17 protein-coding genes are annotated in these 13,547 nt (G+C 47.6%); 16 read left to right on the forward strand and 1 reads right to left on the reverse strand.

The features are described from left to right. Positions 1-25: 25 nt before the first annotated feature. The 15 genes from hisC (at position 26) to LDO05_RS08560 (ending at position 12,104) form a co-directional block, all read left to right on the forward strand. Positions 26-1,132, forward strand: a complete 1,107-nt coding sequence (gene hisC, locus LDO05_RS08490; protein ID WP_251378400.1) for a histidinol-phosphate transaminase — start codon at positions 26-28, stop codon at positions 1,130-1,132. Between the two features lie 76 nt (positions 1,133-1,208). Beyond that, entirely contained in the window at positions 1,209-2,303 is a 1,095-nt protein-coding gene (locus tag LDO05_RS08495; RefSeq protein ID WP_251378401.1) for a prephenate dehydrogenase, read from the forward strand. 439 nt (positions 2,304-2,742) lie between these two features. Beyond that, entirely contained in the window at positions 2,743-3,426 is a 684-nt protein-coding gene (locus LDO05_RS08500; protein WP_251378402.1) for an MOSC domain-containing protein, read from the forward strand. Positions 3,427-3,708: 282 nt separating this feature from the next. Then, on the forward strand, positions 3,709-4,302 hold the full coding sequence (locus tag LDO05_RS08505; RefSeq protein WP_251378403.1) for an RNA polymerase sigma factor: 594 nt from the start codon (positions 3,709-3,711) through the stop codon (positions 4,300-4,302). Next, positions 4,299-4,901: an anti-sigma factor family protein gene (locus tag LDO05_RS08510; RefSeq protein WP_251378404.1), complete on the forward strand. Its 603-nt coding sequence runs from the start codon at positions 4,299-4,301 to the stop codon at positions 4,899-4,901. Before LDO05_RS08505 ends, LDO05_RS08510 begins: the two co-directional genes overlap by 4 nt. A gap of 112 nt (positions 4,902-5,013) precedes the next feature. Further along, positions 5,014-5,601: a histidine phosphatase family protein gene (locus tag LDO05_RS08515; RefSeq protein ID WP_251378405.1), complete on the forward strand. Its 588-nt coding sequence runs from the start codon at positions 5,014-5,016 to the stop codon at positions 5,599-5,601. A gap of 91 nt (positions 5,602-5,692) precedes the next feature. Next, the gene (locus tag LDO05_RS08520; protein ID WP_251378406.1) at positions 5,693-6,796 is read left to right on the forward strand and encodes a hypothetical protein; all 1,104 of its coding nucleotides are present in this window, start codon (positions 5,693-5,695) and stop codon (positions 6,794-6,796) included. 69 nt (positions 6,797-6,865) lie between these two features. Then, complete coding sequence (locus LDO05_RS08525; RefSeq protein ID WP_251378407.1) at positions 6,866-7,372, forward strand: gamma carbonic anhydrase family protein; 507 nt, start codon at positions 6,866-6,868, stop codon at positions 7,370-7,372. Between the two features lie 21 nt (positions 7,373-7,393). Then, a complete protein-coding gene (locus LDO05_RS08530; RefSeq protein ID WP_251378408.1) occupies positions 7,394-7,576 on the forward strand; it encodes an IDEAL domain-containing protein in 183 nt (60 codons plus the stop codon). Positions 7,577-7,673: 97 nt separating this feature from the next. After that, the gene (locus tag LDO05_RS08535; RefSeq protein WP_251378409.1) at positions 7,674-8,105 is read left to right on the forward strand and encodes a DUF2487 family protein; all 432 of its coding nucleotides are present in this window, start codon (positions 7,674-7,676) and stop codon (positions 8,103-8,105) included. A 176-nt stretch (positions 8,106-8,281) separates the two neighbouring features. Beyond that, entirely contained in the window at positions 8,282-8,827 is a 546-nt protein-coding gene (locus LDO05_RS08540; RefSeq protein WP_251378410.1) for a Rieske (2Fe-2S) protein, read from the forward strand. Positions 8,828-8,843: 16 nt separating this feature from the next. Then, complete coding sequence (qcrB, locus tag LDO05_RS08545; RefSeq protein WP_068617160.1) at positions 8,844-9,515, forward strand: menaquinol-cytochrome c reductase cytochrome b subunit; 672 nt, start codon at positions 8,844-8,846, stop codon at positions 9,513-9,515. 30 nt (positions 9,516-9,545) lie between these two features. After that, positions 9,546-10,436, forward strand: coding sequence for a menaquinol-cytochrome c reductase cytochrome b/c subunit (locus tag LDO05_RS08550; protein ID WP_251378411.1), 891 nt, complete (start codon positions 9,546-9,548; stop codon positions 10,434-10,436). Positions 10,437-10,545: 109 nt separating this feature from the next. Beyond that, positions 10,546-11,181, forward strand: a complete 636-nt coding sequence (locus LDO05_RS08555; RefSeq protein ID WP_251378412.1) for a DUF1405 domain-containing protein — start codon at positions 10,546-10,548, stop codon at positions 11,179-11,181. A gap of 59 nt (positions 11,182-11,240) precedes the next feature. Further along, complete coding sequence (locus tag LDO05_RS08560; RefSeq protein WP_251378413.1) at positions 11,241-12,104, forward strand: sporulation protein YpjB; 864 nt, start codon at positions 11,241-11,243, stop codon at positions 12,102-12,104. A gap of 64 nt (positions 12,105-12,168) precedes the next feature. On the opposite strand, the gene LDO05_RS08565 is transcribed toward LDO05_RS08560, so the two are convergent. Beyond that, entirely contained in the window at positions 12,169-13,038 is an 870-nt protein-coding gene (locus LDO05_RS08565; RefSeq protein ID WP_251378414.1) for a YitT family protein, read from the reverse strand. 156 nt (positions 13,039-13,194) lie between these two features. Here LDO05_RS08565 and LDO05_RS08570 point away from each other — a divergent pair, with 156 nt between their 5' ends. After that, a complete protein-coding gene (locus tag LDO05_RS08570) occupies positions 13,195-13,527 on the forward strand; it encodes a nucleotide pyrophosphohydrolase (protein WP_251378415.1) in 333 nt (110 codons plus the stop codon). Positions 13,528-13,547: the final 20 nt, after the last annotated feature.

Genomic DNA, 13,547 nt, shown 5'->3' on the forward strand with positions numbered 1-13,547 from the left:
TTAACCAGGAAAGGAAGGGAATCGTATGCAGCCAAAACCACAGATTGTAAATCTCCCAGTATATCAGCCGGGCAAGCCGGTTGAAGAAGTGAAGAGAGAGCTCGGGCTTGACGAAGTTGTCAAACTGGCTTCCAACGAGAATCCCTACGGTGCTTCTCCGAAAGCCAAGGCTGCCATTGAACAGGAGTTAAGCCAAATAAGCGTATATCCGGATGGAAGTGCTGCAGAGCTGACCAGCGTTCTAGCAGGCCATCTTGGTGTGAACCGGGATCAGATTATATTTGGCTGCGGTTCCGATGAGGTCATCGCTCTGATTACACGCGCCTTTTTGCTGCCTGGTGAAGAGAATATTATGGCGGATCAGACTTTCTCGGTATACAAAAGCAATGCGGATATTGAAGGTGCTGTGAGTATTGAAGTGCCTCTGGTGGACGGAACGCATGATCTGAACGCCATGCTGCAAGCGGTGACTGAACGCACCAAGATTGTCTGGATCTGCAATCCGAACAATCCAACCGGGACAATCGTATCTCATACGGACGTTGTTAATTTCTTAAATGAAATACCGGAACATGTCCTAGTAATACTGGATGAGGCTTATGCGGAGTTTGTAACGGATTCTTCGTACCCAGACAGCCTTAGCCTGCTCAGCAAATATCCGAACCTGATGATTCTACGTACATTTTCGAAGATCTATGGACTTGCATCACTTCGTATCGGTTATGGAGTCGGGCATCCGAATGTGGTTAGGCTGATTAATCAGGTGCGTGAGCCTTTTAACACCTCCAGATTGGCACAAGCTGCAGCTAAAGCGGCCTTGACCGACCATGAATTCATTGCTGCTTGCCGTGCTAAGAACCGAAGCGGGATCGAATATTTGTCTGCTGAATTTGCCCGGCTTGGACTTCAGCACTTCCCGGCACATGGCAACTTTATCTTAGTTCATGTGCAGAGATCTGGTCGTGAAGTATTCCAGTCTCTTCTGAAGCTGGGAGTTATCGTGCGCGCTGGCTTCGGTAAATATCCGGATTATATCCGTGTAAGTGTCGGTACACCGGATGAGAATACTAAATTTATTGCTGCACTGGAGCAGGTTCTTGCAATCCAGGAACAGCCGGTTACTGCGGAATAATCTCCGCAGTATCTTTTTGTTTATTGATATACTGAGCAGGAACAATCACAAATCAGAGCAAATTGAGTGGGGACAAATGACTATTAAAATTGCAATCTTTGGTGTAGGCCTGATCGGGGGCTCTCTTGCACTTAGCTTCAAAGGAAAACCGGGGATCACGGTGATTGGTCACAGCCACCGTGCTGAATCCTTGCAGCAGGTTAAGGATCGAGGTGTCGTTGATATGGCCACGCTCTCAATTGAAGAAGCGGCTGTTGACGCTGATTTTATATTCTTATGTGTGCCGGTAAGTCAGCTCGAACCTTATTTACATACGCTTAGCACCTTGAAGCTGAAACCCGGATGCATCATTACGGATGTGGGGAGTACCAAAGCCTCGGTGGCTGCGTGTGCTGAAGCGATCACACTTCCCGGTGTTTATTTCATCGGCGGGCATCCCATGGCTGGATCGGAGAGATCAGGTGTAGCAGCAGCTTCTACGTTCTTGTTCGAGAATGCTTATTACGTGCTGACTCCGTCATCCAATGTACCGGAAGAAGCCTACAAGCGGCTGGAAGACCTGCTGGTCCACACAAAAGCACATATCGTGCGTGTCGAGCCAGGGCTTCATGATGAGATTGTAGGCGCCATCAGTCATCTTCCGCATATTATCGCTGTAGCCCTTGTTAATCAGGTCTGCGACTATAATCATGAGAATCCGCTGTACCGGCAGTTGGCTGCGGGAGGATTTCGGGATATTACAAGAATTGCATCAAGTGATCCGGTGATCTGGCGGGATATACTACTCAGCAACAGAGAAGTGCTGCTGAAGCTGCTTAAGGACTGGAAGATACATATGGATGAATTTCTTGAGCTGCTCGAGAATGAGGACGGTGCAGGTATTGTAAAAGCCTTCGACAAAGCCAACCGTTTCCGCAGTGAATTGCCTGAGCGCCGAAAAGGGGCTATAACCTCCTTGTATGATCTGTATATTGATGTCCCGGATACGCCGGGTGTCATTGGCCATATAGCTACTGAGCTGGGGATTCGGCAGATCAATCTCAGCAATATGCAGATTATTGAGAGCCGTGAGGATGTACCAGGAGTTATGCGTTTGTCTTTCAGACAGGAGAAGGATATGGAGCTTGCGAAGGAGCATCTGTTAACCCTGGGATATACCGTCTACCTGTGAGTCTGATACCGCTGTTGCTTTTCCGAAGGGGAAGCGAGCAGCGGTTTTTTTTGTGTGCCTTTCCCATAAACGGGGGGGGTGAAAAAAAAGGACCACTTTCATTGGAAAGTGGTCTTGCTCGAGCCTGAGCAAATTATATTGGATAGGAGTGGAGAGAAACCATACTGTACTTTTATTATATTGTATACGTTTACATTCTGTCAACACATTTTTATAAACGCTTACATTTTTTTATTTTTCTTGTTATAGGCATCGTAGCTGGATTTGTAATTTGCCTTGTCAGGCAGAATATAACCATATTGCGAGCATGAACTCAGGCTTATATAATTAGGAAGAAGCTGGAAGCTCGAATCGCCGGCATCGCTATTCTTTTGCAAGAGCCGGAGACTGATCCACTAGATACATATAGCCGTTACACAATAGGAGTGAGGTGAAGGTAATGGGCAATGCTGTAATTCGTTCGATCAATGTAGGGACCCCGCAGCAGATGCAGTATAACAAGAAGGCAATACTAAGCGGGATATTCAAACAGCAGGTAGAAGAGCCCCTGTTCTTATCCCGTCTCAATCTGGAGGGAGACAGACAGGCGGATCTTAAATTTCATGGCGGCCCTGACAAGGCCATATGTGTCTACGCATATGAACACTATCCATACTGGGAGAGTCTTCTGGAACGTTCTCTTGTCCCAGGGGCGTTTGGTGAGAATCTGACCATAGAGGGGCTCGTAGAGAAGGATGTCTGTATTGGTGATATCTTCAAATTCGGCGAAGCGACCGTCCAAATCAGTCAGCCACGACAACCCTGCTATAAGCTCTCAGCGAGGTATGGCATACCGGAGATCCCCGTTAAAATGCAGGAGACCGGATATACCGGATTCTATCTCCGTGTACTACAGGAGGGTCATGTCAGCCGTGAGGATGGATTAATACGACTTTCCTCAGATCCGCTAGGGATAACGGTTGCTTTTGCCAATCGCGTCATGCATCAAGACAAAGGGAATCTCGAAGCCGCCCAGCGGATCCTTGAAGTGGAAGCCTTGTCGTCCAGCTGGCGGGCAACCTTTGAGAAGCGGCTAAATGGAATTGAGAGGGACACAAGCGAGCGGCTGACAGGACAAAGCTGAATGCTTCAAATTTAATAAGTCATATTTAGAAGAGGTTGTTTTCATTCATATGGAAATGGCCTTTTCCAATTTTGAGGGTAATTTCTTAGTGGCTGTGAGAAATTTTTTTAATTCCTACTTGTATGGTATAATATTGCAGTATTGGTTGTGGAACCAATTTAAGACATGTTAAATATAGTGTTTTTTTCGGAATGGCCGAAACTTTTCAAGTCCTGTTCGGTAATAATAGACAGAATCGAACGGGGAAGATGCACATGGATAGGCGAGGAGGATCGCATTCTAATGACGGATTCCCAAATGATTCGAGATATCAAGGAAGGCAACACAGAGCTCTATTCTGAATTAATGCACAGGTATCAACGCAAGATTCTCGCATTTATTTATCATATGCTTAAGAGCGCTCAATTGGAGCTGCTTGCTGAAGACCTTTGTTCCGAGACATTTTACAAGGCATTTCGAAGTCTGCACTCATTCCGGGAAGTTGACGCTTCCTTCTCCACATGGCTGTATACCATTGCCCGTAATACGGTATTAAGTGAAATGCGTAAGCAGAAGACAGGACTTATTTCGCTCGATGAGAGTGGATATACCCCGGCAGCACCTCCGGATATTGTCCCTGAGCAGGCGATATTACGCAACGAACGGGTCGGTATGGTTAGGGAAGCAATTAACAATCTTCCGGAGAAGCAGCGCAGTGCCCTTATACTTAGAGAATACGATCAGCTTGATTACCAGGAGATATCCTCGATACTCGGTCAAAGTGTCAGCGCAATTAAGTCATTGTTATTTCGTGCCCGCAGCAGTGTTAAGAGCCAGCTTGAGCCCTATTTTTACGAACCGATCTATGAGCAATTTGAAGGGATGAAAAGCAGATGAATTGTCGTGAAGCCCAAGAAAGCTTTGGCTTGATATGGGACGTTGCAGCAGACGACCCGCGGCGCAAAAATCTGGAGTGGCATGTACTCGGCTGTGAGGACTGTGCGGCGGAATATGAGATATGGAAAGAAACTCAGGACATCATACATAATCTGCAGATTGATATTCAGCCAGGGCAAGCGGAGAGAGTGAACCGTGCGGTCATGGACCGTATTTACGCGGAGTCTCCATGGCTTGCGCCCGGCGGTCCTGAGTCAAGAAAGACTTCTCAATTGCTAAGGCGGCGAATGGCTTTATGGATAGCGGGCTTTCTTACTATTTTCATATGTAGTCTGCTCTATTTCATGATTCCAACTACTTCGGAAGTGCAGCCGCCCACCGGGAACCATTCAGGCTTGCTCCCTGTTGCCATTGCTGGCACCGATACGGTAATGAATACGGATCATGTCTATGACATGCCCGATGTATCCAGGGGGATTATAGACCCGTTAATTGTCAAAATGAGCCCCGCTTATCCACAGTACTGGATGCTGCTGTCGATGTTGGCCTTGGGCCTGGGTCTCTTCTCTTGGCGAGGGTTAAGACATATACGAAGATAAGCTGGACCCGCGGCAAATGCTGCTCATGTCTGCCCAGTAGACAGGAGTGGCGTTTGCCACTTTTATTACAACCCATCTGCATAACACGAAGACACAAGGAGGCTGTTCATTCATGCTAGTTGGCTTAATACGTCATGGCCTGACAGATTGGAACGCGCTAGGGAAGATCCAGGGACAGAGCGACATACCGCTGAATGAGGAAGGAAGAAGACAGGCATCACTGCTTGCCAGAAGACTTAAGGATGAGCCATACAAATGGGATTTTGTCATTACAAGCGGCCTGTCCAGAGCTCAGGAGAGCGGGGAGATCATTGCTGCGGAACTTGGTATTCCGGTCTATGATCCAGACTCGCGTCTGATGGAGCGTGCTTTTGGTCAAGTTGAAGGGATGACTTCGGAGGAGAGAGAGACCCTATGGGGCATAGACTGGCGACTTCAGGATCTTGGTCAGGAGAAAGACCAGGAGGTTCAGGCAAGAGCGCTCGCCTTTCTGACAGAGCTTGGAGAGCGTTATGCTGACAAGAACGTGCTGGTTATCTCTCATGGCGGCCTGTTAGCCCAGCTCTATACCGCGCTTTATCAAGATATGTTGACGGAGAGAATCGGGAATCTCTCATTGACCATATTGGAGAAAAGTGAACATACCTGGGAAGCCAGGCTGTATAACTGCTTGAAGCATCTTCAAGAGAACGATCAATAATCCGCGAAAGCGGGTTATTTTTTTTATTTCAGGCGGAATAAAACTCCGAAACCTTCCCATAATGGTAGTAAAACGGTGAGGCGATGAAACTATGAATCTGGCGGAAATGCTTACTTATACGGATATTGCACAGCTTAGCAAAATAGCTAATCACTATCAATGCAGCTGCAATGGAAATTCCAAAAATGAGCTGATTCAATCCATACTGCACCAGATAGGCAGGAGGGAGTTTATAGAAGAACATGTGAGCAAGCTTAGTGCCGAGGACTTCCGTTTCCTGAATACGCTGCTCTTTGATCATCGTCAGCACTACAGCTTGGAAGAACTGATGGCCCGTGCTCAGCACACCCGCTTTACAGAGGATGCGAAGGAGAAGGAGAATCCAAGAGATATTATTACAAGATTCAGGCAGAGAGGCTGGCTCTTCAACGGTTCATCCCAGAATACGAAATTCCTGTTCGAGGTGCCCGAAGATCTGAAGCTCCGCTTCAGGGAAGTGCTGGGACAGCGTCTGAAGGATGAAGTCAGGATCGGCGCAGAGCCTAGTGCCATACGTGAGGAGCATAACCTGGCCGTGGAGGATTTGTACCTGATCTTGTATTATATTTCCAAGAACGAGCTTCTATTGAATCAGGAGGGAATTATGTACCGCCGCAATCAGATGCAGCTGATGGACAGCCTGCATGTGAATGAACCTTTGGTGGGCAAAGGGGGCTGGAGATTTGGCTATGGACGAACCTTCAAATACTATCCGGATCGCCTGTCTCTTCTGTATGATTACGCATACTCCCAAAGGCTGATTGAGGAAAAGGATTTTCGGCTGAAGCTTACATCACTCGGTGAACGATTTGTTTTGGAGGAAAAACGTGAATCTCTGATACATTTAGTACGCTTTTGGTTAAAAACTTACAAAGCAGCAATTCCAAATCTGCTATCCCTGATGTACTGGATCTATTGCTGTACACAGGAATGGGTAACTGTAACTTCCCTTAGCCAAAGTATGGACAGGTTGATCAGACCTTACTATTACGATACTTCGGCATCAATTTTCGAGGAACGCACCTTAAAGATGATGCTGCATCTCGGCCTGATCAGGGTAGGTGAGGATAAGGAGAGGGAGCGTTATGTGCAGATTACTGCTTATGGGAAGACTGTAATACCTATGCTTCAAAATAGGTCAGAAGAGCCCGTTTGACAAGAGGGGACAGGCTTGCTAAGATCACTCCAATTCTGAACTTACCATGATAGGAGTGAGAGTGATTCGATGTACATTTCTTATATGGGGAAAACCCCTTTCGTGGATCCATCTGTTTATGTAGCTGAAGGTGCAAGACTGGCCGGAGACGTCCGGATTGGCAGGGATTCTAGTATATGGTTTAACGCGGTCCTAAGAGGGGATCTGGCTCCAATTATAATTGGAGAACGCAGCAATTTGCAGGATGGTGTCATAGCCCACGTGAATACGGGGCAGCCCCTTATCGTTGCCGATGACGTATCGGTCGGGCATGGTGCAATTATACATGGCTGTACGATAGGCAAAGGCACTTTAATTGGGATGGGGGCTATTTGTTTAAACGGAGCAGAGATCGGCGAATATGCTTTAATAGGAGCCGGCTCGCTAATAACGGAGAACCGTAAAATTCCACCCTATACTCTTTCCCTGGGTTCACCCGCTAAAGTGGTCCGCGAGCTAACGGAAGAGGATCTACGCCGGATGGCGCTGACTACAGACAGCTATGTGGTGAAAGGAAGAGAATATAGGAGCTCTTAACATTGGCTGGAGGTGCATCCTATGGATCAGATGAAAGTTACTTATGAGGTTATGCTGGGTCTGGCAGCAGAAATGGTGTGGGACGAGGCGTTGAAGAAATATCGGGCAGAGCAGCTTCACTGTGAAATCGATTCTGCTTTGGCAAAAGGGGATGAAGAGGCCTTCCGCCTTCTTACCGAAGAATTAAGGACCCTGGAAAAATAGAAGAAATGCCTTGTGCATTTCTTCTATTTTTTATGCGTCCATTTGTTCTCATCGGTTTCTTTCCATGTATAATAGGGATAGAGAGAGGAGAGTCATAATGAAATTTAGCGAGATTCATCCCGCGGAATGGGGAGAACTGAAGCCCTATCTGGATACCTGCCTCTTGCCTGTTACCGGACTTACTGGCGGGGAACAACCTTTTGAAGTTGTATATTCACTTGAACGGCTAAGAGATGTAATGGAATGGGTAGAGATCCCTTTCAAAGGAAGAGTCGTAACTTATCCCGCTATTCAATACGGGAAGGAAGACATTATGGGACAAATTAATGCTGTGTGTGCTAATGTCAAGTCGGCTGGCTTCAAATACGTCATTGTAGTCTCAGCCGAGATAGAGCTGGACCCCGAGGTTATTTATGAAAGCGATTTAGTAGTTACTCCTGGCCGATTTGAGAGTTCTGCCGGGCAGACTCCAACAGCAGCCGTCATGGAGGAAATTCAGCGCTTATGGTTTAGCGGCCAAGAGGCCTAAATGTGACGAAATATCGACATTTCATCGAAAATGTGACCATACTGTTAACGAACAAGCACTGTAAATTCTTGACGCTCTAGAGAGCCTAATATATTATAATAATGTCCTAGTATTTCGTGTGATTTTTATCATTGATATCGAGAGAAATGGTTCGGAAAAAGGGGGTTGAAGACAGTATGAGCAATCAGCATGACCATCACGAATCATCGCACAGACCACCCAATAAGAGAAAAGAAATGTCCCGCAGACAATTTCTGACTTACACGCTGGGGGGAGCTACGGCCTACATGGCAGGTGGAGTAGTACTGCCGATGCTTCGCTTTGCTGTAGATCCGGTTCTGCACAAGAAGACGGAAGGTAACTATGTAAAGGTTGTGGAAGTAAGCAAGGTCACAGAGGAGCCGCAGGAGTTCTCTTTTGAACTGCAGCAGCAGGATGGATGGTATGCAAGCACAGCATCATTGACGGCTTGGATCCGCAAAGATGAAAGCGGAAAAATTTATGCGCTTTCACCCATCTGCAAACACTTGGGCTGCACGGTTGGCTGGAACAACAACAAAGCATTCCCGAATGAATACCATTGTCCATGTCACGGGGCACAGTATACGAAAGATGGGAAGAACCTTTCTGTTGCACCGAAGCCGCTTGATGAATACCAGGTTAAGATTGACAAAGATTGGGTGTACTTAGGCGATATCGTTCCTAATACTCGAGCTAAATAAGGAGGCGTAGAGTCAGATGTTGAAGAGTGTCTACAACTGGGTTGACGAACGTCTGGATATTACGCCGATTTGGAGAGATGTGGCTGACCACGAAGTACCTGAACACGTGAACCCGGCACATCACTTTTCCGCTTTTGTATACTGTTTCGGCGGCTTGACGTTCTTTATTACGGTGATCCAGATTCTGTCGGGAATGTTCCTGACTATGTACTATGTACCTGATATTATTAATGCTTATGCCAGCGTTGAATTCCTGCAGACTAAGGTGGCATTTGGACAGATTGTCCGCGGGATGCACCACTGGGGAGCAAGTCTGGTAATTGTAATGATGTTCTTACATACCTTGCGGGTATTCTTTACAGGCTCTTACAAGGCGCCTCGCGAGATGAACTGGGTTGTGGGAATGCTGATCTTCTTCGTTATGATCGGTCTTGGCCTTACAGGTTACCTGCTTCCATGGGATAACAAGTCTTACTTTGCAACCAAAGTTACACTGGAGATTGCGAACTCGGTTCCTGTACTTGGTCCAATCATCAAGGAACTGCTGCAGGGCGGTACGATCGTAGGTGCGCAGACGCTGACGCGATTCTTCGCTATTCATGTGTTCTTCCTTCCGGCCGTGTTGCTTATCCTTCTGGTAGGACATTTCATTATGATCCGCAGACAGGGGATTTCCGGACCGCTATAAGATATTCTTAAGAGAAGGGAGGCAATGATCATGGGTCACGATGGCAAATCGAACGAAAAGATCGTGTTTGTCGGCGATTCGAGGGTACGCAAAGGGAATGGATTTATTACTCCGCCCGACTATACAGCTTACCCGGGGAAGTCCGAAGCATTTATACCTAACTTCCTATTAAAAGAATGGATGGTTGGCGTTGTGGTCCTTGTAGGCTTCCTGGTACTTACCATTTCAGAGCCTGCGCCACTTGGTTTCCCGGCTAACCCAACGGCTTCGGTCATCCCGATGCCAGACTGGTATTTCTTATTCTTGTATCAATATCTGAAGTATCCATATGCTTCAGGTGATTATATCGTTCTGGGTACACTTGGTGTGCCTGGCGTAGCCTTCGGTGGCTTGCTGCTGGCTCCCTTCCTGGACCGTGGCAAAGAACGCCGTTTCTACCGCAGACCGATCGCTTCCGCAATCATGCTCTTGTCCTTGGTCGCAACTGTCTATCTGACGAACTTTGCGTGGACGCATTACAAGCATGAGCTCGAGAAGACTGGCATGAAGCCGGAGGAAGAGCGCCGGATTGAGAAGGCTCTCGAAGCTCGGGAGAAAGGGCTTCCGGCACCATCCAACGCAGTTAAGGCCGAAGAGGTTGCAATTGTGGATAAGGATGATCCGGCAATGGAGACCTTCAAGAAAGCAACTTGTATCTCCTGTCATGCAGCCGATTTGAAAGGGGCTAGCGGTCCTTCGCTTCGGGGTGTTGGGGATGAGCTTGACAAGGCCGCAATTCTTACCATCATCAAAGAAGGTAAAAATGGTCCTGAAGGCAACATGCCTGCCATGTATGGCACAGCCAAGAGCGCGGGGCTCAGCGACCAGGATATCGATCATCTGGCCGAATGGCTCTCGAAGCAGAAGGCTGAAGCCAAATAAGATACCTATTTCAGAGAACCTGACCGTTTATCAGCGGTCAGGTTTTTTTTGAGTCTTGTATTTTATCAATCACATCCGTTATTCTCAGATAAGATAAGGGGGATTGTAAGTGAATATTTCATATTGGTTGAGCCGGGAGTTCCTGACCAGCCGAGGCTTTCTGTTGCTTTTGTTTATTTTCAATCTGCTTGGCACGATTTATGGCTACTACTGGTATGGTCATCAAATTGACTATACTGTGACGCATAACCCGCTCTGGCAGGTGATTTTTGTTCCGGACAGCCCGACGGCAAGCCTGTTCTTCACCTTGTCTCTATGTTTCCTGCTGTGGTCTGAACCGCTCAAGAAATTCGGCGCGATTCGGGTTCTTATCGAGTCCCTTGCTGTAGTCACCAGTGTGAAGTACGGTGTTTGGGCAGTAAGTATCATTTTTGCGGGGGCCTATCAAGGGAACATGATTGGGTGGCAGGACTGGATGCTGGTTGCGTCACACACAGCTATGGCCATTGAGGCACTGCTCTTTGTCAGGTTCTATAAATTTGGAGCAATAGGACTTCTTGGTGCGGGGCTATGGACTCTGCTGAACGACATGGTAGATTATACATATGGTGTATTCCCATGGCTGCCCGTGCAGTTGATGGACGATCTGGTCAGCGTGCGCAACTTCACAGTGATTCTGACTCTGCTCAGTATCCTGGCCGGCTGGCTTGCCCTTAGACAGCGCGACCGCTCTATGCTTCCTTAAGGCTTGGTTCTAGGCAGGGACAGACTGTCATAGATATGGGGGTATAGGAGGGGATGTCCGTGGAGACAATTCGGCACAGCTGTCTGTCCTTGCTCATTGGACTGATTATTGTGGCTGTCGTTGTTGTCCTGCCGTCTGGCAAAGCTTCGGCTCATCATGATGCCGCACATAACGCGAAGATGAAAGAGCTTGATAGCGCTTCTGAGGCTCTGTACCGATATATGCAGGATGGCAATGGAGCGAAAGCCCAGCTTGAAATGGATACCATCGTCAAGGTCGTACAGACGCTTTCTTTCCAGGGTCTGACCTCAGTAGAAGGGATCCATGCGCTTTCTGAGACGATTATGGACACGCGTGAGGCGCTTGCCCGAAGTCAGTCCCAGCCTGAGGAATGGAGAATGACTTCATCCAGGCTCCGGCTGGCGATTGACAGTCTGCTGCACAAGGAGCAGACGTTGTGGATCCAGTATTACAAGCTGTTCACGGATGATCTTAGACAACTGTCTGAAGCCAGGACAGGAGCGGATGCAGTCAGGGTGAAGCAAGCTTTTAACCAGCTCAAAGAGCATTATGAGACCATCCGGCCAGCTGCCGTCATACAGCGGGAACCTTCCTTAATCACCCGGGCGGACTCATGGATGTCTTATATGGAGAATCTGTGCGGAGGGAAGACGGTAGATCCCCAGGCGCTCGGTGGGGCGCTAAGCGGTGGAACTGATGTAATTCATGATCTGTTCGGCAAGAAGCGGACTGAACCAACGATGCTGCCATTAACGGGAACTTCAAATCCATGGCAATGGGGTCTGCTTATCGGAGGCTGGATTATTGTAGCCTTAACTTATACCGGCATCCGGAATTACAATGCTTACCAGGAAGTAAGGCCAGCTGCTGGGAATAAAGGAAGATCGGGCTGGCGTCTATAGCCGGGTATGAATAAAAGGGTAAGGCTCACCGTGAATCACGATGACCTTACCCTTCTTTTATCAGCTAATCCTCTCTAAATCCCTCGCCATGAACATCATGGACATCGTTAATAATGATGAACGCTCTTGGATCTACGGATTTGGCAATTTGGGTCAATCTGCGTATTTCTTGCCTTGCAACCACACAGTAGGCCATGTGCTTCGCCTGCTTGGAGTAGGCTCCTACTGCTGGAATCAGTGTAACCCCCCGGTCCATGTCTCTTGTAATCAAGTCGGCGATCTCAGGTGCATGGTCACTGATTATGGTGAATGCTTTCGCTGAATAGGCCCCTTCCTGAATAAAATCAATGACTTTGGACGCTATGAAGACGGCTACCAAGGTGTACAGAATCTGTTCTTTTCTAATATAGAGCAGGGAGATCCCAATAATAATTACGTCCAGAGCCAAAATAACCTGCCCCATGCTCCAGCCGTATTTCCGGTTGCAGATCCGGGCAATGATGTCAGATCCGCCAGTGGTACCCCCAAAGCGGAAGACTAGGCCAAGACCCGTTCCGAGGGTCACCCCGGCATAAAGTGAAGCGAGTATGTAATCATGCTGCGTGGCAAAAGGGACAATCCAGCCTTTTCTGATCATAAGCTCGAATAACCACAGAAAAAACGTCAGGGAGCCTATCCCTATTCCGGTATATACAATCTGCCGGCTCCCCAATACCTTCCAGCCTAACAGGAATAGCGGGATATTCAGGATTAATGTTGAAAGTGATGGAGATATAGCGAATGCATATTTCAGGAGAATCGTGATCCCGGTAACTCCACCTTCCATAAGCTTGTTGGGAATAATGAAGTAGAGCAGACCAAAAGCATAAATGGCTGTACCGAGCAGTATAGGCAAAATAGTTCTTGATACACGGACTATATGGTTGGTAGACATGCAATCCCTCGCTTGTTGTAGGATAGGGGCTTTTGTTGTCCCATCTTGTAGTATACCTTTTTTAGGCAGCGTTTAAAAAAAGAATTTGTTTTCAAAACTTCTTTACGATAACATAGGGGTAAAACCTTCGGGTAGCCTAGGGGGATAAGGATAAGGATGGCCGAAAAATCACTCGCAGAACTTCAGCGTGAGGTTGACAAGTACATATCCCAGTTCAAAGAAGGTTATTTCAGCCCGCTTGCACTTATGGCAAGAATGAGCGAAGAAGTTGGCGAACTGGCAAGGGAAGTGAACCACACTTATGGTGAGAAGCCTAAGAAGGCAACAGAAGCTGACAACTCTATTGAGCTGGAGCTCGGCGATATTTTGTTTATTACGATCTGTTTTGCAAATTCCTTGGGGATCAACCTGACCGAAGCGCACGACAAGATCATGCATAAGTTCAATACCAGGGATGCGGACCGCTGGACCCGGATAGACACCGAATAGCCCTTATCGTCATATGCTGA

Origin of the sequence: Paenibacillus sp. YPG26 (genome assembly GCF_023704175.1) — a bacterium.
Lineage (GTDB): Bacteria > Bacillota > Bacilli > Paenibacillales > Paenibacillaceae > Fontibacillus.